This window comes from Methylobacterium symbioticum, assembly GCF_902141845.1.
GTDB lineage: Bacteria > Pseudomonadota > Alphaproteobacteria > Rhizobiales > Beijerinckiaceae > Methylobacterium > Methylobacterium symbioticum.
Window position 1 is genome coordinate 160,309 of sequence record NZ_CABFPH010000001.1, and the last position, 18,218, is coordinate 178,526.

Here is an 18,218-nt window from a genome sequence, read left to right on the forward strand (position 1 = left end):
AATTCATGGGGCGGCCCGCTCGTTCAGGGAGACGACGCGCCCGCCGCCCGGCCAGAGGTCCAGCTCGCTCCACGAGGCGGGGCCGACCACGATGCGGTCGTAGGCGTCGAGGGGAAGGCCGAGCAGGTGGAGGATTGCGCCGCGGATCACGTCGCCGTGGCTGACGAGGATCGCGGGCGGAGCCTCCTCGCGGGCCAGCCGGTCGAGGCGGGCTCCGATGCGAGCCTGGACCTCGCCCATGCTCTCGCCGCCGGGGGGCCGGCTCGACCCGCGCCGCGCGTTCCAGGCATCCCAGCCGTCGTCCCCGGCGAGGTCGGCGAGCCGCCGCCCGGTCCAGGCGCCGAAATCGATCTCGTCGATGGCTGCATCGGTCCCGACCGCGAGGCCGAGCACATCGGCGATCGCAGCGGCCGTCTCCTGCGTGCGCTCGCGAGGGCTTGCCACCAGCACGACGCCCTCCCCGGAGCCGAGGCGGCGGCCCAGAGCCGCGGCCGTCGCCCGCGCCTCGGCCCGACCCGCCTCGCTCAAGGACACGCCGGGCATGCGCCCGCACAAGATGCGCCCGAGCCGGTCGTGGCTGCCGTGGCGGACGAGGACAACGCGCCTCATTCGGCACATCCGGCAAACGTCGCATCGGTCTCGCCCGCGATGAAACGCAGGGTGCTGGCATGGGCCTCGGCGTCGGTGCGCTGGGTCGGCGGCGACTTCATGTACCAGCTCGACGGCCCAAGGAGCGCGCCGCCCACGCCCCGGTCGAGGGCGAGCCGTGCGCAGCGCACGGCATCGATCACGATGCCGGCGGAGTTGGGCGAGTCCCAGACCTCAAGCTTCAGCTCGATGTTGAGCGGCACGCCCCCAAAGGCGGTGCCCTCCAGGCGGATATGCGCCCATTTGCGGTCGGTGAGCCAGGGCACGTGGTCGCTCGGGCCGACATGGATGTTCCCGGCCTCCAGCGGCACGTCGAGCTGGCTCGTCACGGCGCGGGTCTTCGAGAGCTTCTTCGATTCGAGCCTCTCGCGCTCCAGCATGTTCAGGAAGTCGGCGTTGCCGCCGAAGTTGAGCTGGTAGGTCCGCTCCAGCCTGATCCCGCGCTCGCGCAGGAGGTTGGTCAGCACACGGTGCACGATGGTGGCGCCGACCTGGCTCTTGATGTCGTCGCCGATAACCGGCAGCCGCGCGGCCGCGAAGCGCGCGCGCCAGTCGGCGTTCGAGGCGATGAAGACGGGGATGCAGTTCACGAAGGCGCAGCCCGCCTCCAGCGCGCAGGTGGCGTAGAAGGCGCTGGCCTGCTCCGAGCCGACCGGGAGGTAGGAGACGAGGACCTGCGTGCCGGTGCGTCGGAGTTCCGTCACCACGTCTGCGGCGGGCTCGGGCGCTTCGGGGATCGCCTCGCGCAGGAAGCGGCCGATCCCGTCGAGGGTCGGTCCGCGGGCCACGACGACGCCGCTCTCCGGCACGACGGCGAAGACCTCGGTGTTGTTGGGCGCGGCCAGGATCGCCTCGGCGAGGTCCCGGCCGACCTTGGCGGCCGAGACGTCGAAGGCCGAGACGACCACGACGTCGCGCACCCGGTAGCCGCCGAGGTCGGGCGTCATCAGGCCGGGCGCGGCGCCGTCCGCGTCCCGGTAGTGGTGGAGGCCCTGCACGAAGGATGAGGCGCAGTTGCCCACCCCCACCAGCCCGACCCGGATCGGCGGCGCGCCCATTACACGCCCTGTCGGGCGAGGCCCGGCACGAGGCCGGGAAGGCCATGTGCCGGCTCGGGGCGCCGCAGCGCCCGGCCGCCCACGGCCCGGTCTGACGGGATCCCGGAGGCGCAATCCTTGGCGCGGGCGGCGGCCTCGGCACCGATCTCCTGGTCGACCTTCTGGCCGATCTCCTGCGCGAACCAAGCGATCGTGGCCTCGAGGCCCGCCTCCAGCGCGACCGTCGGCTGCCAATCGAGAAGGCCCTGCGCGCGGGCGATGTCGGGCCGGCGGCGCTGGGGATCGTCCACCGGCAATGGCCGGCGCACCACCGGCGAGCGCGTGCCCGTCATCCGGCTGACGAGGCCGACGAGCGCGGCCACCGTGATCTCGCGCGGATTGCCGAGGTTGACCGGCCCGGGCGGTGTCTCGGGACGCTCCATCAGGCGCAGCAGGCCCTCGACGAGGTCGTCCACGTAGCAGAAGGAGCGGGTCTGCTCGCCGTCGCCGTACACGGTGATCGGCAGGTTCGCGAGTGCCTGGCAGACGACGTTCGAGACCACGCGTCCATCGTCGGCGCGCATGCGCGGCCCGTAGGTGTTGAAGATGCGCGCGACGCGGACATCAAGCCCGTGCACACGGCGCGCGTCGAAGGCCAGCGTCTCGGCGGCGCGCTTGCCCTCGTCGTAGCAGGCGCGCGGCCCGATCGGGTTCACGTTCCCCCAGTAGGTCTCACGCTGCGGATGCACCTCGGGATCGCCGTAGACCTCGCTCGTCGAGGCCTGGAGGAAGCAGCCGCCGCCGGCACGGGCGAGTTCGAGAAGGTGGTGGGTTCCGAGCACGCAGGTCATCAGCGTGTGCTGCGGATCGGCCTGATAATGCGGCGGCGAGGCCGCACAGGCGAGATTGTAGACCCGATCGAAGCGGCCGAGCGCGGGCAGGGGCTCGGCGACGTCAGCCTCGACGAGGTCGAAGCGCGGCTCCCGGGCGAGATGGGCGAGGTTGACATGGCGCCCCGTCAGGAAGCTGTCGAGGCAGGTGACGCGCGCGCCCCGCGCCACCAGGGCGTCGATCAGGTGCGAGCCGATGAAGCCGGCCCCTCCCGCGACGAGCACCCGGCCAGCTGTCTCATTCGTCATTGCTCGCTCCCACACTCGCTGACCTCCGCAAGGATCGGCCCTCCGGTGGCGAGGACGCCGACCACGTCTCCCGCCTCCGATCCGGGTCCCGGTGCGCCCCACTCCCCCGGACCGGCAACCCGGCGAGACCGCCGCCGCGTGGCGCCTTCCCGCAGACACGCCTCCAGCTCGGCGGCCCGGATCTCCGCCGCGTGGCGCGCGAGCACCGCCTGCCGCGCCGCCGCGCCGAGCCGGACACGCTCGGCCTCTGGCAGGTCGCGGAGGATCGCCAGGACCTCGTCCGAATTCGTGGGGCAGAGGATGTCGCGGCCCGGCGCCAGGATGGTGTCGAGGCCGGCCCAGGAATCGCTGATCAGCGGCGTGCCGCAGGCGCCGGCCTCGAACAGGCGCACGCTCGGGCTGAATCCCGCCGCGATCATATCGGCGCGGGTGACGTTCAGGGTGTAGCGGCTGCCCGCGAAGAAATCCGGGTGGGCCTGCGGAGGCAGGTGCTCGATGCGCGCGACGTTGCCGGGCCAGTCGATCTCCGCCGGGTACTGGGGACCGGCAACTGCGAAGTGCAGGTCGGGCGCGCGGCGCGCCGGCTCGATCAGCAGCCGCTCCAGGGTCGGCTGCCGGTCGGGGCTGTAGGTGCCGAGATAGCTGAGGTCGTACAGCACGGGCCGCGCCCGCGGCGCGTAGGCCTGCACATCGACCGCGCAGTAGAGCGCGCGCGCGGCGGGCGCGCCGTAGCGCCGCTCGAGGCGCCGCAGGGTCGGACCGCCCGTGAAGGAGAGATAGAGGTCGTAGGCCCCGATCTGGCGCGGCGCGAGATAGGCGCAGTCGCCCGCATCCAGCGCGCCGAGCGTCACGGGTGTGTCGATGTCGTAGAAGGCCCGCGTGCCGCGCGCCCAGGCGAGCACCCGGTCGCCGACCGCGACGCCCTCCGGCACGTAGGAGCCGACGATCACGGCGTCCGCCTCCGCGATCGCGGCGTGGTGGGCCTCAAGGCCGGCTAGGTCGGCGTAAAGGGCGAAGCGGCAGAAGTCCGGATTGGGCAGGTCGCGGTGGTCGGCGTACCAGGGCACGTCGCGCTCCAGGAACAGCACGTCGTGGCCGCGGCCCGCGAACGCCTTCAGGAGGGCGCGGTAGGTGGTGGCGTGGCCGTTGCCCCAGGACGAGGACAGGGAGAGGCCGAGCACCACGAGGCGAAGCGGCGCGCTCATACGACGCTCCGGGTGAGGACGGGCCCGACCGTCTCGGCGATCTTCTCGGCAGCGGCGCGTGCGAGGATCGCGTCCACCTCCGCGCCGCGGCGGGCATAGGTGTGCTCGGCCGCGATCCGCGCGCGCGCGGCGGCCCCGATGGCGCGGGCGCGCTCCGGCGTCAGGGCTGCCACGTGCTCGGCCACGTCCCGCCCGTCGCGGGCGACGAGCACCTCCTCGCCCTCCTTCAGGAAGAACTCGAGCCCCTCCCAGGCATCGGTGATCAGGCAGGCCCCCGCGCCCGCCGCCTCGAAGACCCGGGTGGCCGGGGAGAAGCCCACCGTCGCCATGCTGTCGCGGGCGATGTTGAGCACGGCGCGCGGGCTCGCGTTGAAGGCGTTGTGGTCGCGCGTGTAGACGTGGCCGACATGGGTCACGTTGGCGGGCAGGCCGCGGCCCTCCCAGCCGCTGCCGCCGATGAGGAAGCGGCGCTCGGGCAGTCGCGCGGCGGCGACCAGGAAGAACTGCTCGACGCGGGCCTCGCGGTCGGGCAGCCGGTTGCCCAGGAAGGCGAGGTCGGCCGAGAAGCGCGGATCCGGCGGCACGGGATGGTGCGTCTGCGGATCGAGGGCGTTGTAGACCGGGATGCAGGCGCGCGCGCCGAAGCCCTCGTAGGCCGCGACCACCGGCGGGCCGCCGCCATAGGTGAGGACGAGGTCGAGGGCCGGCATGGCCCGGTGCAGGGCGTGGCCCGCATCGGCCCGCATCTCGGCAAGCGTGGCCGGCGCGTCCACGTCCCAGAAGATGCGGATCGCTTCCGGCCGCGAGGCGGCGATCACACCCGCCAGAAGGTCGTCGTCGAACACGCCGACGCCGCTCGCCTTGACCACCACGTCGGCGGCCGCCGCCTCGGCCACGACGGCGCGCATCGCGTCCTCGGTCGCGGGGTAGACGCGAACCTCGGCGTAGGGCGGAGTTTCGATGTCGCGGTGCTGCTGCCGGTCGAAGGCATCGGGCTCGTAGAAGGTGATGCGGTGGCCGCGCCGCGCGAGATCGGCGAGGAGGCCCCGATAGTAGGTCGCCGCCCCGTTCCAGTAGGAGGAGAGCAGGGAGGAGCCGTAGAAGGCGATTCGCAACGGGCGCGTCACGGGGAGGCCTCCACAGGCTCGGGCGCGCGCAGCCTCTGGGCGATGGCGAGAAGCTCCTCGGCCCGGTGGCGGCAGGTGTGGCGGGCGCGGATCGTGGCGAGGCCCTGGCGGCCGAGCGCCGCGCGCAGGTCCGGATCCTCCCTGAGCGCCCGCATGTGGCGCTCCATGGCGGCGCCGGTGGCCGCGACGAGGTAGTCGCTCCCTGGGGTGAACAGCCCCTCCGCATCCTCCCACGGCGCGCAGATCAGCGGGATGCCGCAGGCGAGCGCCTCGAAGACGCGGATGGTCGGGATGCCGGGCAGCTGTCCTGCATAGAAGCGGCGCGGCACATGCACGGTGGCGAGCGCCCGGGCGAACAGGGCCGGTGCGGCGCCGTTCGCGACCCAGCCGTGGTAGCGCGCACCGTAGCGGGCGAGCGTCGCCAGCGCGTCGTCGGGGTAGCGCACGCCGTAGACGTCGAGAGGCAGCCCGGCCGCGCGGGCCGGGCGGAACAGGAAGGTCTCCAATTCCTGCGTGCGCTCGCCGTCGCCCCAGTTGCCGATCCAGACGAGGCCGGAGCGCGCGACGGGCTCAGCGGGCGGGCGGAACAGGACGGTGTCGGCCGCCTCGTGCCAGACGAAGGCGCGCGCGCCCCAGCCCAGACGGCAGTAGACCTGGGCGAGCGCCTCCCCGAAGGCGAGGACGCCGTCATAGGCCGAGAGGTCGAAGGCCGCCATCTCGTGGGCTGCGCTCACCGCGCGATGGTGGGTGTCGTGGAACAGCAGGAGCCGGCTCTCGCCCCGGGCCCGGGCGCGGCCGAGGGCGGCGATCAGCGCCGGCTCGTTCCACTCGTGGACGAGGACGAGGTCGGCGCCGGCGGCCCGCTCCACCGCCTCGGCGGGGGAGGCGAATGTCTGCGACGACAGTTCGGGATAGGCGGCGCGGAAGGGCTCCAGCCCGGACGGCCCGTGGTCGCGCAGCAGGTTCTCCAGGCTCCAGGCGCCGGCCGGCTCGTAGACCTCGACCCGGTGGCCCGCCGCGATCAGGGATCGCAGCACGCCGCGCAGGAAATGCGCGTTGCCGTGGTTCCAGCACGAGGCCAGGGAATGCGTCAGGTAGACGATCCGCATCGGGGGCCGAGCCAGGGATCTCATGCCGCGACCTCGCGGTGCCCGGATGCGAGGAGGGCGCGGTGGACCGCGCGCACGCCCTCGACCATCGCGCCGACGCCGTAGCCTTCGGCCCGGGCCCGGGCCGCGGTGCCCAGCGCCCGGCGCCGCTCGGGGCTCAGCGCGAGGCTCTCGACGGCGCGGGCCGCGGCCGCGTCGTCCTCGGGGTCGACGAAGAGCGCGACACCCTCCCAGAGTTCCCGGAAGGTCGGGATGTCGGAGAGGACGAGGGCGCAGGCCGCCGAGGCCGCCTCCAGGACGGCGAGGCCGAAGGGCTCGTAGAGGGCGAGTGAGACGAAGATCGGCCGGTCGGCGAGCTCGGCCGTCATGCCGGCCTCGTCGAGGCAGCCGAGAAGCCGCAGGTTCGCGGCCGCGAAGCGCGCGCCGTGGGGCCCGACCACCGGGCCCGCGGCTTGGACGGGCAGGCGGAGGCGGGCGGCCATCCGGTCGAGGGCGGCAGCGTTCTTGGCGCGATCCCAGAGCCGGCCGGCACCGAAGATGCGGGCCGCCGGCGTCCCCTCAAAGGGGGTGAGGACAGCGTCGCGGCCGTTGCGCACAACCAGGGGGGCCTCGGGCAGGCTGTAGGCCGCGCGGGTCGCCTCCGCGAAAGCGTGGGTCGGGGCGAGCAGCCGGTCGGCGGCAGCGCAGCCGCGCGCGGCGAGGTCCGACCGCCAGGCAAGATCCAGGGGCAAGGGGCCAGACTCGACCGCGGCCCACCACGTTGCCACGCAGGAGTGGCAGACCGCCACGACCGGGCCGGGGAAGCGCGCCAGCGCCAGCGCCGGGGCGTGCAGGTGGACGAGGTCGGCCCCCTCGCTGCAGGCGAGCCAGGCTAGCGCCGCGGCGGCTGCGCGCACGGCCTCCGGGGTGTCGGCCGTCCAGTCGAGGGGCAGGCCGGTCGCGAGGATGCGGGCGCCGGTCGCGGCCTCGGCGGCGGCGATCCGCTCGGGCGCGGGTGCCGGCCCCATCAGCGCGACCGTCACGGCGGCGCCCTCGCGGGTCAGCCCGGCAGCGAGGTCCAGCGTGTAGGGCCAGACGCCGCCCAGCGCGTCGGCGCTCATCAGAACGTGCGGAGGCGCGGGTCTCAGGGGCATCCGCAGGCCACCTCCAAGGTCGGGAGCGGCAGCGGGCGCTCTTCCTGAATGTCGCTGAAGCGCTCGAACTGGCCGAGATAGTGCGCGTGCGCGCGCTCCCAGGCGACGTCGTCCGGCTCGCCCCAGAGGCGCCGGTAATCCGGCGAACTCGGATAGGGGTAGAGGGGCACCGGATCGTTCGCCCAAACACCCTGGCCGCGCAAATGGTCGCGCCAAGCGGCAACGAGGGCGGGATCGTCGCCCGCCACCGCGATCAGGTTGGCCTGCACGAACGGCACCGAGCGGCGTGCGTGAATCAGGCGCTCGGCGAGATCGTCGGTGGAGGCGCGGCAGTTCTTGTCGAGCTTCGCCCGGCCGGCCTCGGTCAGGCTCTCGACACCGGCCTCGATCGAGACGCAGCCCGCACCACCCAGGAGTTCCAGCATGTCGGGCTTCCAGAGGTCGATCCGGGTCTGGATCCCGAACTGGACGCGCCGCGCCGTGAGCGCCTCCAGGAGAGGCTTCTGGGGCAGAAAGATCTCGTCGATGAAGTAGAGATAGGTCGCGCCCTGGACGATCAGGCCGTCGATCTCCTCGAGCAGGAGGCCAAGGTCGCGGCGGCGGTACTTGTCGCGGAAATCGATCTTCGCGCAGAAGCTGCAGGCGTAGGGGCAGCCGCGCGAGGCCTCGACCTCGGCGCCTGGCCCCATCGCCTCGGCGTCGAAGCGGTGGTGGTGGTGCCGGCAACGGGCGATCCAGGCCTCGGGCCAGCGCAGGGCCGGCAGGTCGGTGAAGCGCCCTGCATGGGGCGGGCCCGTGACCACGACATCGACGCCGTCGCGGAAGGCGATAGCCGGCACCTGCGCGAGGGGCGCCCCGGTGAGGTCCCCCGCCTCGGCGAGCCGGGCGACGATCTCCTCGCACTCGCCGCGCACCGCGATGTCGCAGCCGAGCTTCGTCAGCGTCGGGCGCGGCGTCGCCGAGCCGTGCGGCCCGACCGCCACCGTGCGCCCGCCGCGCCCGCCCAAGGCGTCCAAGAAGGCGCGCGGCACGCGCAGTTCCGGCGGGGCGCAGCGCCAAAACAGGTAGGTCGGAGCGGTGGCGATCACCGTCATAGCCGGCGCGAAGGCGGCGACGCGATCCGCCGCGGCCGCGGCGCTCAGGCCCTCGAGATGCGCGTCGACGATCAGCGGCCGGTGCCCGGCCCGGGTCAGGAGCGCGGCGGCATAGGCGAGCTCGAGCGGCAGGTGCGGCGCCCGGCAGCCGAAATAGATGCTGTTGCGATAGTCCCAGGGCGGGTTGACGAGGGCGACGCGCATCAGGCGGGCTCCTCGATCCGGGACGGAGCGTGGACCTGCTCCGGCTGCGCGAGCGAGGCGCGCAGCCAAGCGGCGAGCGAGGCCACGCCCTCGCGCCAGGGCCGAGCAGGGGGAAGGTCCAGGGCCTCGCCGACGCGGCGGGCGTCGGAGACGTAGTAGCGCTGGTCGCCCGGGCGCCAGTCGCCGGCCAGCACCTCGACCGGCCGCCCGGTCAGGGCGCCGAGATGGGCGATCAGCCCGCGCAGGCTGACCGCGTTGGCCGGTCCCCCACCGAGGTTGAAGGCCCGGCCCGCGATGGCGTCGATCTGGGCCCAGGCCGCGCGATAGGCCGTGACCGCGTCGGCCACGTGGAGGATGTCGCGCACCTGGCAGCCATCGCCGTAGAGGGTGATCGGCTGGCCCCGCAGCGCGCGGATCAGGAAGTGAGCGACCCAGCCCTGGTCCTCGTTCCCCATCTGGCGCGGGCCGTAGATGCAGCTCATCCGCATCACGCAGGTCCGCAGTCCGTAGCTGCGGGCATAGTCGAGCACGTACTGGTCGGCCGCGCCCTTGGAACAGCCGTACGGCGTGTGAAAGACGAGCGGCCGGTCCTCACTGACGCCGCGGGCGCGCAGGCCCGCATCCTCCGGCAGGTAGGCGTCGCCCTCGAGCCGGAGCGCAAGGTCGGGCAGGTTGCCGTAGACCTTGTTGGTCGAGGCGAAGAGCAGGGGGACGGGCCCGCCGACGCGCGCGCGGAGGGCCTCCAGCAGGTTCAGGGTTCCGAGGACGTTGACCTCCATGTCGGCGCGGGGATCTGCGAGGCTCGTGGTCACCGCGACCTGGGCGGCGAAGTGGAATACCGCCTGCGCCTCGGCCATCGCTTGAGCGAGCGCGGCCGCGTCGCGGATGTCGGCGATCACCGGCACGATGCGCGGCCCGTGCCGGGCCTGAAGCCAAGCGAGGTTCGCCTCGACGCCCGGGCGCACCAGCGCGTCGTACAGGATGACGGTGTGCCCCTCTGCCGCGAGCGCGTCGGCAAGATTGGCGCCCACGAAGCCCGCGCCCCCTGTGACGAGAACGGGACGGCCGACGGCCGGCCCTGAGATCGCGGCCGGAGCGCTCACGCGACGAGCCCCCGCGCTTCGAGTTCGCGCCGCGCCTCGGCGACCCGGTCGACGGCCCTCTGCTCGGCGACCCAGGCGGCAAGTTCCGCAAGGCCCTCCGAGAAGTCGCGCCGCGGCGCGTAGCCGAGTTCGCGCCCGATCTTGCCGATATCGGCGATGCAGTGCCGGATGTCGCCGGCCCGGGCCTGCCCGGTGATCTCGGGGACAATGTCTTCGCGGCCCATGGCGCGGGCGAGAAGCGCGGCGACCTCCCTCACCGTGCGGTCCTGCCCACTGCCGACATTGTAGACCTGGCCGGCGGCGGCCGGGTGCTCCAGGGCCAGCACGAAGGCCTGGGCCACGTCCTCCACGTGGACGAAGTCGCGCCGCTGTAGACCATCCTCGAAGATCATCGGCGGCTGGCCGTTGAGGAGGCGGCCGGCGAAGATCGCGAGCACGCCTGTGTACGGGTTCGAGAGCGCCTGGCTTGGCCCGTAGACGTTCCAGAGGCGCAAGCCGACGCCCTCCATGCCGTAGGCGGGGGCGAGCATCAGGGTCAGGCGCTCCTGCATGTACTTGGTCAGCGCGTAGACGGAAGCCAGCGCCGGCTGCTTGCTCTCCGGGGTCGGCGCAGGGACGAGTGGCCGGCCCGCCTCGTCGAGCGGGTCCCAGGGCTCACCGGGGCGGTGGGGCTTGCGCAGCGCGTCCTCGACGATGTCGCCGTCCGCCGTTTGGTAGAGGCCCTCGCCATAAATGCTCATCGAGGAGGCGACGACGACGCGCTGCACCGGCGCCTCGATCAGCGCCTGGAACAGGGCGGCGGTGCCGCAATCGTTGACCGAGACGTACCGCTCGACGGCGTACATGCTCTGGCCGACGCCGACTTCCGCCGCGAGGTGGACGACGTGGGTCGCCCCCGCGAGCGCCCGCGCTGTGGCCTGTCCGTCCCGCACGTCGCCGACCATGAACTCGACCGCCGGGTCGAGGCCCTCCGGGACGGTGCGGCCGCCGTGGACCTGCTCGATCAGGCTGTCGAGGACGCGCACGCGATAGCCCTGGGCGAGCAGCGCGCGCGCTAGGTGCCGACCGATGAATCCGGCACCGCCTGTAATAAGAGCAAGCTTCTTCATGCGCTCCCGGCCCACCCTGCTAAGATGGAGATGCACTATCAAAAGTTATTCTGTCCGAATTTCACGCAACTTATGTTATAATCGCCGGACAATTTTCTTGATATATCGTGCCGACCAATTGATTTTCTGTCCGGGCAATCTTGGTTCAGGATCTTTGTTCCCGGATCAATCGGGAGACTCCTGGTCGTCGAGCGGATCCGGATGGTAGACCAAGGTCGGTTCCCAGGGTCGCTGCGACGGGTCCTCGTCTGGCAGGAACAATGCCCCGGCCCCTCTCTTGCCCGGTCGAGCCGGGCGCCGCCCCTTTGATCCACCCCCATTGAGGTGGTCCGCCCTGTGGGATGGCTTTAGAGCCTGGAGGACGGACGACATGGCCCAGCACCGGAAGCCCGAGGAGATCGCCGCCGAGCTCCAGCAGGCGGATGTGCTGATCTCCCAGGGCCGGAGCGTCACCGACGCCATCCGCGCCATCGGCGTGAATTCAGTGTCGTGCGACCGGTGGCGGTGAGAGTTTGGCGGCCGGAAGAGCGAACCGGCATCTCACTTAGGCGGGATCCCGCTATCACACGGAACAGCGAGCACCATCTGAGCTCACCTTGTAGAGGCAGACTGGGATGGGAGGGATCTATGTCGGATACCGGGCAAGCGAAGCCAGCTGCCTTCGACGGCCTTGCGAAGCGCGTCTCGAACCGTGGCGACCCCGACCGTGCCGCAGATGCGGCCCCGGGGCCCCGCATACCCAACGAGGATTTGGAGAAGCGCCAGGACCAGTTGCTCGACGAAGCCGTCGAAGAGACCTTCCCGGCGAGCGACCCGATCGCGCCGAAGCGCATCACAAGATAGGCGCCTGATTTTGAAATCCGACGTGAAGTCTCGGCTTTCCGGCGATCTTATCGAGCCTGAGCAACCGCCCCTGATCGCCACGGGACGCCCGGTGTCGTGCACACCACTGGGCTAGAGCCGCTCTCGTTCGCCGAACCGGCCTCCACTTCGGCTTAAGAGCGCTCTCGGTCGACGTCGCTCAGCCGCCGTGAACCCAAGATCGGCTTGCGGTGTTCTCACATGTGGGTGAGGTGCTCTGCCGTGTCCAAGCCACGGTTCTTCGCCGACGAGCGCCTCATTGCTCCGCGCCGGGGAACACCGATGCCCAGCCAAGAGCAGATGATGAAGCGCCAGCAGGTTCTGGCCGACTTCGGCGAGTTCGTCCTGCGCAGCGAGAACCTCGACGAGGTGCTGACCGAAGCCTGCCGTCTCGTCGCCGAGGCTTGCTGCATCACCCGCGCCAAGATCCTGGAGATCCAGGAGGATGGACAAGTGGTCTTCGTGCGGGCCGGCGTCGGCTGGGCTCCGGGCATCGTTGGTCGGCTGCGCTTACCCATGAGGGAGCGCTCCTCCGAGACCTTCGCGATCAAGCAAGGCAGGCCGATCATTACGCAGGACATCCGCCAGGAGGAGCGCTTCGATGTCCCCGCCTTCATGAAGGAGGCCGGGGTCAGGGCATTCGCCAACGTGCCGATCTTTGTGCCGGGCCGGAAGGTCTACGGCCTGCTGGAGGTGGACGCGACCGAACCGCGCGACTTCGCTCAGGAGGACACCGAGTTCCTGCGCACCTACGCCATCATCCTAGGACCGGTGATCGACCGCCTGCAGAAGGTGAGTGCTTTGCGCTTGACCGAGGAGCGCTTCCGGCGCTTCGCCGAGCATTCGGCCAACGTACTCTGGCTCGCCGACCTGGAGAGTGGACGGCTCGATTATCTCAGCCCGGCCTTCGCGCAGATCTGGGGCATGCCTGCCGAGGACATGCCGGACCTCGCGCGTTGGCTCGCCAGCGTCCACCCGGAGGACCGCGACGCTGCAGCACAAGCAATGGAGCGGGTCAGCGGAGGCGAGACACTCGTGTTGGAGTACCGCATCCTGCGCGCCTCGGATAACGCAGTGCGCCGCATCCGCGACACCTTCTTCTCGATCCCAGGCATTGACGGACGGAGCCGGTCAGCGGGCGGGATCGCGCAGGACGTCACAGTCGATACCGGCCTGCGCGCCTACGTGATCGCGGGCGGGGACGATGCCCGGCGCGGCCTCGTCGATGCCCTGCAGTCCGGTGGGTACGAGGTGCAAGCCTTTGAGAGCGGTCAGGCCCTCCTCAAGATGATAGGCGCGCTGAGGCCGGGCTGCGTCGTGTTCAACCTGAAGGAAGCCGGCGACATCGTCGTCGCAAGTGAATTGAAGGCGGCTCGTGCGCACCTGCCCATGGTGGCAGTTGGCGCGAGCAGGGGCGATGTCGGCCTCGGGGTCCGCTACATGAAGGCGGGAGCGGTCGATTTCCTCGAAGCCCCCTGCGCACCGCAGGCTCTGCTGTTCGCCGTCAAGACGGCGCTCGCCGGGATCCACGCCGAGGCGGATCGGGCGCACGGGAGCAACGAAGCTCGGAGCCGGATCGTGGCGCTTTCCCCGCGCGAGCGCGCGGTGCTGGAGGGATTGCTCGCTGGCGGGACCAACAAGACCATCGCTCGTACGCTGGGCCTGAGCCCACGCACGGTGGAGATCCACCGTGCCCGGGTCATGGAGGCGCTGGGTGTCCGCACCTTGCCCGAGGCCGTTCTCATCGCGACGGCCGCCGGTGTGCGTCCCGCCCAACACGACGATGACTAAGTCGTGCAGCCCGGCACCTACGAGGGAACCGGGCTGCGAGATCAGGCTGTCACGCCGTTGTCGCCCTCAGCTTTGCCGTCATGCTCATCGGAGATCCAGAAGGCGCGCGGGAGAAGAGATCCACCGCATGCCAGAAGGCGGCGGGCGTCAGGCGGCTCGGGACGATCCAGATCTCGGCCATTGCGGGACGGGACAGGGACCAAGACCATCGGGCGTGAAGGGCCTGAGAACCGTCCAGATCATACTCCGCAGATGTCGGGTTCTCCCTGGATTTGAGCACGGTGCTGCCATCGGCAATGCGGACGGCTCCTAGGTCAAGACCCTGAACGACTTGCCCGTCCGGCATCTGACTTAGGATCGATCCGGATGCCGCGGCGGCGCAAGGCCCCCATCTGACTTCGACGCGAAGGCAGGGAGGCGCAGCATGGGTGCGAGTGACCTGGATGCGGCACGAGGCGATCGGGCCCGGACAGCAAGCGGCGTGGCCTGTGCTGGGAGCCAGGCTGCGGGCGGTGCGTGATCCTGGGACGCTGGCGCTCGCGGCTCATCGTGGCGCGCAGCGCCCGCTCCGCATCGGCGGCGCCTCTCACAATCGGTGACATGCGCGGGGCCCATGCGTCAGGGCTACAAAGGCCGGTCCCGTTGCAGGTCAGGGGCACGCGCAGAGCCGACACGGTATCCTGGCTAGCGATTGCCGCAGCAGCGGATCATCAGAACCTTCCTCCACCCGGCGATACAGAATCTCCCTGACATTGTTCATTTTGCTATGAAACACCGACCTAGCGCAATAGATCATCAAAAACTGAGTAGGTGAATTCCGCGGCCCTAGACTGCCATTCTAAATGTATTCCTGTGAACATACCGGACGACAGGCCGGAGAATTCAACGATGCAGTCAGAGATAGCACGTGAGATCCTGGCATATTTGCGCAGTACGCATCGGCTGCCCGGTGCACGCCTGCGCATCACGACGCTGGATGAACGGTTTGGGACCGACCCCGCAGTTGCGGCAGCGGTCTCGGAACTCGCGCGCACCGGATATGTCGCCACGCCGGACGCCGGCACGGTCGAACTGACCCCGCGTGGATATGAGGCGCTGTTGAGTAACAAGTTCTGATCTCAATGCAAGCAATCGTTCATGCAACTGGAGTGCAAAACATGTCGATGAATGGACAGGATCGCGCGGGAGGGCGTCCACTGCTCGCTCTGATCAGCAGAGGCATGGCCGTCGTCGATAGCGACGGAACTCGGATCGGAACTGTCGACAAGCTCGAAGGTGGTCATCTCAAGATCTCTCGTGTCGACCAGAAGCCTCGAAACCAGCACCAATACGTCACCCCGGATTGGATCGCTGCCGTGGATGACCGGGTCACACTGAATCGGACATTCGACGAGGCAAAACGCGTTTGGGCGAGCGAGCCCTACGCGAAGCGCCACCATCTTGAGCGCGCGATCTGACACCGGCATTGCGCGGAGGTCTACCGGCACGGACGTGCCCTCGAGGTCTTCAAGGAGGCTGACGGTTCAGGCCGAGCCGGACCACGCCCGATCTGCCAGCGCGACCCGGCGAAGCGGATCAGATCCTGGCTGATCCATCACGCTCGAGCCCTATATTCAGGGAGCCCAGCATGAGCGACGGAATCTGCGACATCTGTTGGGTGCGACCGGCCACCGTACGGGCTCAGGTGGTCAGCAACAACCAGCGCCGGACCATGGAATTGTGCGACGTCGATTACCGGCGTGTCGCCCGCCAGCAGGGCCGCTCCAGCTCCCCCCTCGGATCGCTGTTCGATCGACGAGATCATCGTCTTCCACGCATTGGGTCAGAGCGAGATCCGCTCGATCGTCGAGCTGCAGCCGGAGCGTGTCCGACGCACAGCACAGGGGCAGGGTGTCGAGCTCGTGACGGACCAGAGCCTCGTCGACCATCGCGCGGCGGCAGGGTTCCGACCGGAATTCGGCGCGCGCGAATTGCGGCGCCTGATCCGTATAGCGGCCCACTTCGACAAAGCCGCGCAATGGTTTTCCGTCCCGGCTGATCGTCCGGGGCGGACGCGCTGATCCTGGAGCGTGCCATGAGCCTCGACACCTTGTTCCGCCCCTTCGAATACAAGTCGCTCCGGTTGAAGAATCGCATCGTCATGGCGCCGATGACGCGTTCGTTCTCTCCCGGCGGCGTCCCGACGCCCGCAGTGGCCAGCTATTACCGGCGACGTGCTCCCGAGGCTGGACTGATTATCTCGGAAGGCACCGTCGTCGACCGGCCAGCGTCGTCGAACGATCCCGCAATTCCTCATTTCCATGGCGAACAGGCGCTTGCAGGGTGGAAGCACGTCATCGACGATGTGCATGCCGCCGGAGGCGCGATGGCGCCGCAGATCTGGCACATGGGCATCGTGGCGCCCCACGCGTCGGGATGGAAGCCGCCTACCCCGATGGAAGGCCCGTCCGGCTTCGTCCTCCCCGGCGAGGCCGGCGGCGTCGCGATGTCAGAGTGCGATATTGCCGATACGATCACGGCGTTCGGCCGTGCCGCCGCGGAGACCAAGCGCCTCGGCTTCGACGCGGTCGAGATTCACGGCGCACACGGCTACCTGATTGATCAGTTCTTCTGGGCCGGCGTGAACAAGCGACAAGACCGCTATGGCGGCGCGACCCTGCCGGAGCGGAGTCGCTTCGCCATCGAGGTCGTGCGCGCGGTTCGCTCTGCGGTCGGCGAGGACTTCGCCGTGATCCTGCGCCTCTCACAGTGGAAGCAGCAAGATTTTGCGGTGAAGCTCGCCCGAACACCCGACGAAATCGCTGCGTGGCTCAACCCGTTCGCCGAAGCGGGCGTCGATATCTTCCACTGCTCGCAGCGGCGTTTCTGGCAGCCGGAGTTTGAAGGCTCGGACCTGAATTTCGCGGGCTGGGCAAAGAAGCTGACGGGGAAGCCCTCGATTACGGTCGGCTCGGTCGGACTCTCGGGCGAGTTCATTGCCGCCTTCCAGGGCGAGAGCTCACGTCCGGACCCGCTGGACGAACTCATCCGCCGTCTCACGCGCGGCGATTTCGACCTCGTGGCCGTCGGCCGGGCCATGTTGTCCGACCCGCATTGGGTGAGCAAGATCCGCGAGGGACGGCACGAGCACCTGAAGGATTTTACCCGCGAAGCACTCGCCACGCTCTCCTGAAGATCGGGGCTCGCGATCAGGCGGGCCGAATGACCGACGACATGAAGCCGCCTGCGATCATCAGCGCCAGACCCAAGACGAAGAAAATCCCCGCGCTCGTCAAGGCATTGGCGGCAAACCTGCTCAGCCGCCTCGACTTCCGGGGTGGCCGCACTTCACTCTGTCCCCAGAGCATGTAGCGCGCGGAGTTCCAACTGAAAGCCATCGAGATGCCGCACAACGTAATAGCCAAAAGCAAAAGCGCCCATGATGCAAGCAAGACATACTTGTAGGACGGCGGAGAGTTTTGGATACCCCCAAGCTTGTCGGAGAAATTGACCGAAAATAAAAGGATGCCGCTGATTATGCCGATCGATTGCTTCGCCAGCTCGATGGGCTCTCGATAATTATAATTAAGAAAATCTTCCCGCTCCGCAATATCCTCTTTCTCACTCGTGCGCCCTCGATCAGTGTCTCCGGCATCTGTCATCGTACGCCCGACCTCGATCTTTCCGTCGCGACAAGTGGCATGACCTGATCGGCTGAAGGCAGGATGGCCTGTTCCTGATGCCCGTAAAACCCGGACTTATCTGGCGAAACTTCGCTTCTCCGTCAGCTTGAGTCAATCATTTCCCCTGACGCAGACGCTCTTCTCGGGCTCTCCGTGGTCCGCGTCTATGGATATGCGCCGGAGACGCTCGCGTCGGCGCAAGCTGGCAGGCAAACGATCACGATGCCAAGCTGAGAGATTTGCTTCGTCTGACCGTGCGATCACCGAATCGTCGTCGCGCGCTCGTGCCGATAATCGCCATTGAGCACTCTGACATCCGCCCGGCACCTGGGTCAGTCCTTAGGGCGAAACCTTATAGGCGCCCGTCAGTCCACGCCGATAGATCATGAGGCTGAGGGCGGCGTAGCCCCGATCTCCCGCCGTCCGGCGCGGATGCAAGCGCCGACGGCCGCCTCCTCAGCGCCGCACGGCGCCTTTGTCCATCAACACGTCCAGGGCGAACTGTTCGTGCCGCTCGACCGCCGTCACCACTGCGGTGATCGGCTTGCCGCCGCCCTCCGTGCGCAGATGCAGCTTGGTCGAGAAGCCGCCCTGCTTGCGCCCGAGCGCCTCGCCCACACCCTCGACCGTGCCCTCACCCCTCGATGGCGCCGGACCGGCGTGCGCCGGCAGCGTGCTGTGACCTGACCGGCTGGCTTTGGACCGGGCTGATTGAGAGGATCAGCCAGGACCGGAGGAGTCGGACATGCGGCGAGGTCAGAAGACGAGCGCGGAGCAGGTCGTGCTGATGCTGCGCCAGATCGAGGTGCAGACAGTCCAGGGCAAGAACTTGGCGCTGGCTCAGCTAAGGAGGCGGAGATCTCCGAGCAGAGCTACTACCGCTGGCGCAAGGAGTACGGTGGCCGATCTATCTTTGGAGAAGCAGGTGCTGGCGGACGTTGCCGCGGGAAACTTGTAGCCCCCGAGCGACGCCGGCAGGCGGTCGATGGCATCCGG

General features: G+C 69.4%; 18 protein-coding genes and 2 pseudogenes. 8 read left to right on the forward strand and 12 right to left on the reverse strand.

Going from position 1 to position 18,218, the window contains the following annotated elements; genetic code table 11:
• Window positions 1–3: 3 nt before the first annotated feature.
• Genes MET9862_RS00760 through MET9862_RS00805 form a run of 10 tightly spaced genes read right to left on the reverse strand, consistent with a single transcriptional unit; the run spans window position 4 to window position 10,908 of the window.
• Entirely contained in the window at window positions 4–609 is a 606-nt protein-coding gene (locus MET9862_RS00760) for a histidine phosphatase family protein (RefSeq protein WP_142581187.1), read from the reverse strand.
• The gene (locus MET9862_RS00765) at window positions 606–1,706 is read right to left on the reverse strand and encodes an inositol-3-phosphate synthase (protein ID WP_142581188.1); all 1,101 of its coding nucleotides are present in this window, start codon (window positions 1,704–1,706) and stop codon (window positions 606–608) included. The genes MET9862_RS00760 and MET9862_RS00765 overlap by 4 nt, the downstream gene beginning before the upstream one ends.
• Window positions 1,706–2,824: a UDP-glucuronic acid decarboxylase family protein gene (locus MET9862_RS00770; protein ID WP_142581189.1), complete on the reverse strand. Its 1,119-nt coding sequence runs from the start codon at window positions 2,822–2,824 to the stop codon at window positions 1,706–1,708. The genes MET9862_RS00765 and MET9862_RS00770 overlap by 1 nt, the downstream gene beginning before the upstream one ends.
• Entirely contained in the window at window positions 2,821–4,029 is a 1,209-nt protein-coding gene (locus MET9862_RS00775; RefSeq protein ID WP_142581190.1) for a CgeB family protein, read from the reverse strand. Before MET9862_RS00775 ends, MET9862_RS00770 begins: the two co-directional genes overlap by 4 nt.
• On the reverse strand, window positions 4,026–5,144 hold the full coding sequence (locus MET9862_RS00780) for a CgeB family protein (RefSeq protein WP_142581221.1): 1,119 nt from the start codon (window positions 5,142–5,144) through the stop codon (window positions 4,026–4,028). Before MET9862_RS00780 ends, MET9862_RS00775 begins: the two co-directional genes overlap by 4 nt.
• 8 nt (window positions 5,145–5,152) lie before the next feature.
• A complete protein-coding gene (locus MET9862_RS00785; RefSeq protein ID WP_142581222.1) occupies window positions 5,153–6,265 on the reverse strand; it encodes a CgeB family protein in 1,113 nt (370 codons plus the stop codon).
• A gap of 20 nt (window positions 6,266–6,285) precedes the next feature.
• On the reverse strand, window positions 6,286–7,398 hold the full coding sequence (locus MET9862_RS00790; protein WP_142581191.1) for a glycosyltransferase family 4 protein: 1,113 nt from the start codon (window positions 7,396–7,398) through the stop codon (window positions 6,286–6,288).
• Window positions 7,389–8,696, reverse strand: coding sequence for a TIGR04295 family B12-binding domain-containing radical SAM protein (locus tag MET9862_RS00795; RefSeq protein ID WP_142581192.1), 1,308 nt, complete (start codon window positions 8,694–8,696; stop codon window positions 7,389–7,391). Before MET9862_RS00795 ends, MET9862_RS00790 begins: the two co-directional genes overlap by 10 nt.
• The gene (locus tag MET9862_RS00800) at window positions 8,696–9,781 is read right to left on the reverse strand and encodes an SDR family NAD(P)-dependent oxidoreductase (RefSeq protein WP_142581223.1); all 1,086 of its coding nucleotides are present in this window, start codon (window positions 9,779–9,781) and stop codon (window positions 8,696–8,698) included. Before MET9862_RS00800 ends, MET9862_RS00795 begins: the two co-directional genes overlap by 1 nt.
• A 14-nt stretch (window positions 9,782–9,795) precedes the next feature.
• Entirely contained in the window at window positions 9,796–10,908 is a 1,113-nt protein-coding gene (locus MET9862_RS00805; protein ID WP_142581193.1) for an NAD-dependent epimerase/dehydratase family protein, read from the reverse strand.
• Window positions 10,909–11,278: 370 nt separating this feature from the next.
• Here MET9862_RS00805 and MET9862_RS29090 point away from each other — a divergent pair, with 370 nt between their 5' ends.
• From MET9862_RS29090 to MET9862_RS00835, 7 genes are all read left to right on the forward strand, one after another.
• A complete protein-coding gene (locus tag MET9862_RS29090; RefSeq protein WP_185156704.1) occupies window positions 11,279–11,416 on the forward strand; it encodes a hypothetical protein in 138 nt (45 codons plus the stop codon).
• 119 nt (window positions 11,417–11,535) lie between these two features.
• Entirely contained in the window at window positions 11,536–11,751 is a 216-nt protein-coding gene (locus MET9862_RS00810) for a hypothetical protein (protein WP_142581194.1), read from the forward strand.
• A 300-nt stretch (window positions 11,752–12,051) separates the two neighbouring features.
• Window positions 12,052–13,560: a LuxR C-terminal-related transcriptional regulator gene (locus MET9862_RS00815; protein WP_142581195.1), complete on the forward strand. Its 1,509-nt coding sequence runs from the start codon at window positions 12,052–12,054 to the stop codon at window positions 13,558–13,560.
• An 888-nt stretch (window positions 13,561–14,448) separates the two neighbouring features.
• The gene (locus MET9862_RS00820) at window positions 14,449–14,676 is read left to right on the forward strand and encodes a hypothetical protein (protein WP_142581196.1); all 228 of its coding nucleotides are present in this window, start codon (window positions 14,449–14,451) and stop codon (window positions 14,674–14,676) included.
• 104 nt (window positions 14,677–14,780) lie between these two features.
• Window positions 14,781–15,017, forward strand: coding sequence for a DUF2171 domain-containing protein (locus MET9862_RS00825; protein ID WP_185156705.1), 237 nt, complete (start codon window positions 14,781–14,783; stop codon window positions 15,015–15,017).
• A 282-nt stretch (window positions 15,018–15,299) separates the two neighbouring features.
• The gene (locus MET9862_RS30725) at window positions 15,300–15,620 is read left to right on the forward strand and encodes a ClpB D2-like domain containing protein (protein ID WP_244612507.1); all 321 of its coding nucleotides are present in this window, start codon (window positions 15,300–15,302) and stop codon (window positions 15,618–15,620) included.
• Window positions 15,621–15,634: 14 nt separating this feature from the next.
• Window positions 15,635–16,732: an NADH:flavin oxidoreductase gene (locus tag MET9862_RS00835; RefSeq protein ID WP_142581199.1), complete on the forward strand. Its 1,098-nt coding sequence runs from the start codon at window positions 15,635–15,637 to the stop codon at window positions 16,730–16,732.
• A gap of 16 nt (window positions 16,733–16,748) precedes the next feature.
• On the opposite strand, the gene MET9862_RS00840 is transcribed toward MET9862_RS00835, so the two are convergent.
• Both MET9862_RS00840 and MET9862_RS00845 read right to left on the reverse strand, forming a co-directional pair.
• Window positions 16,749–17,201, reverse strand: a complete 453-nt coding sequence (locus MET9862_RS00840; protein WP_142581200.1) for a hypothetical protein — start codon at window positions 17,199–17,201, stop codon at window positions 16,749–16,751.
• Between the two features lie 417 nt (window positions 17,202–17,618).
• Window positions 17,619–17,901: pseudogene (locus tag MET9862_RS00845) on the reverse strand (IS5-like element ISMra2 family transposase); the annotation flags it as partial.
• Between the two features lie 66 nt (window positions 17,902–17,967).
• Between MET9862_RS00845 and MET9862_RS00850 the strand changes: the two are divergent.
• Window positions 17,968–18,218 (forward strand): annotated as a pseudogene (locus MET9862_RS00850) (transposase); the annotation flags it as partial.

Excerpts from the sequence above, each read along its gene's own strand:
- MET9862_RS00815 (WP_142581195.1), top strand. The coding sequence starts at position 12,052 with ATGCCCAGCCAAGAGCAGATGATGAAGCGCCAGCAGGTTCTGGCCGAC.
- MET9862_RS00810 (WP_142581194.1), top strand. The coding sequence starts at position 11,536 with ATGTCGGATACCGGGCAAGCGAAGCCAGCTGCCTTCGACGGCCTTGCG.
- MET9862_RS00765 (WP_142581188.1), bottom strand. The coding sequence starts at position 1,706 with ATGGGCGCGCCGCCGATCCGGGTCGGGCTGGTGGGGGTGGGCAACTGC.
- MET9862_RS00840 (WP_142581200.1), bottom strand. The coding sequence starts at position 17,201 with ATGACAGATGCCGGAGACACTGATCGAGGGCGCACGAGTGAGAAAGAG.
- MET9862_RS29090 (WP_185156704.1), top strand. The coding sequence starts at position 11,279 with ATGGCCCAGCACCGGAAGCCCGAGGAGATCGCCGCCGAGCTCCAGCAG.
- MET9862_RS00805 (WP_142581193.1), bottom strand. The coding sequence starts at position 10,908 with ATGAAGAAGCTTGCTCTTATTACAGGCGGTGCCGGATTCATCGGTCGG.
- MET9862_RS00835 (WP_142581199.1), top strand. The coding sequence starts at position 15,635 with ATGAGCCTCGACACCTTGTTCCGCCCCTTCGAATACAAGTCGCTCCGG.
- MET9862_RS00785 (WP_142581222.1), bottom strand. The coding sequence starts at position 6,265 with ATGCGGATCGTCTACCTGACGCATTCCCTGGCCTCGTGCTGGAACCAC.
- MET9862_RS00795 (WP_142581192.1), bottom strand. The coding sequence starts at position 8,696 with ATGCGCGTCGCCCTCGTCAACCCGCCCTGGGACTATCGCAACAGCATC.
- MET9862_RS00760 (WP_142581187.1), bottom strand. The coding sequence starts at position 609 with ATGAGGCGCGTTGTCCTCGTCCGCCACGGCAGCCACGACCGGCTCGGG.
- MET9862_RS00775 (WP_142581190.1), bottom strand. The coding sequence starts at position 4,029 with ATGAGCGCGCCGCTTCGCCTCGTGGTGCTCGGCCTCTCCCTGTCCTCG.
- MET9862_RS00820 (WP_142581196.1), top strand. The coding sequence starts at position 14,449 with ATGCAGTCAGAGATAGCACGTGAGATCCTGGCATATTTGCGCAGTACG.
- MET9862_RS00825 (WP_185156705.1), top strand. The coding sequence starts at position 14,781 with ATGGCCGTCGTCGATAGCGACGGAACTCGGATCGGAACTGTCGACAAG.
- MET9862_RS00770 (WP_142581189.1), bottom strand. The coding sequence starts at position 2,824 with ATGACGAATGAGACAGCTGGCCGGGTGCTCGTCGCGGGAGGGGCCGGC.
- MET9862_RS00790 (WP_142581191.1), bottom strand. The coding sequence starts at position 7,398 with ATGCCCCTGAGACCCGCGCCTCCGCACGTTCTGATGAGCGCCGACGCG.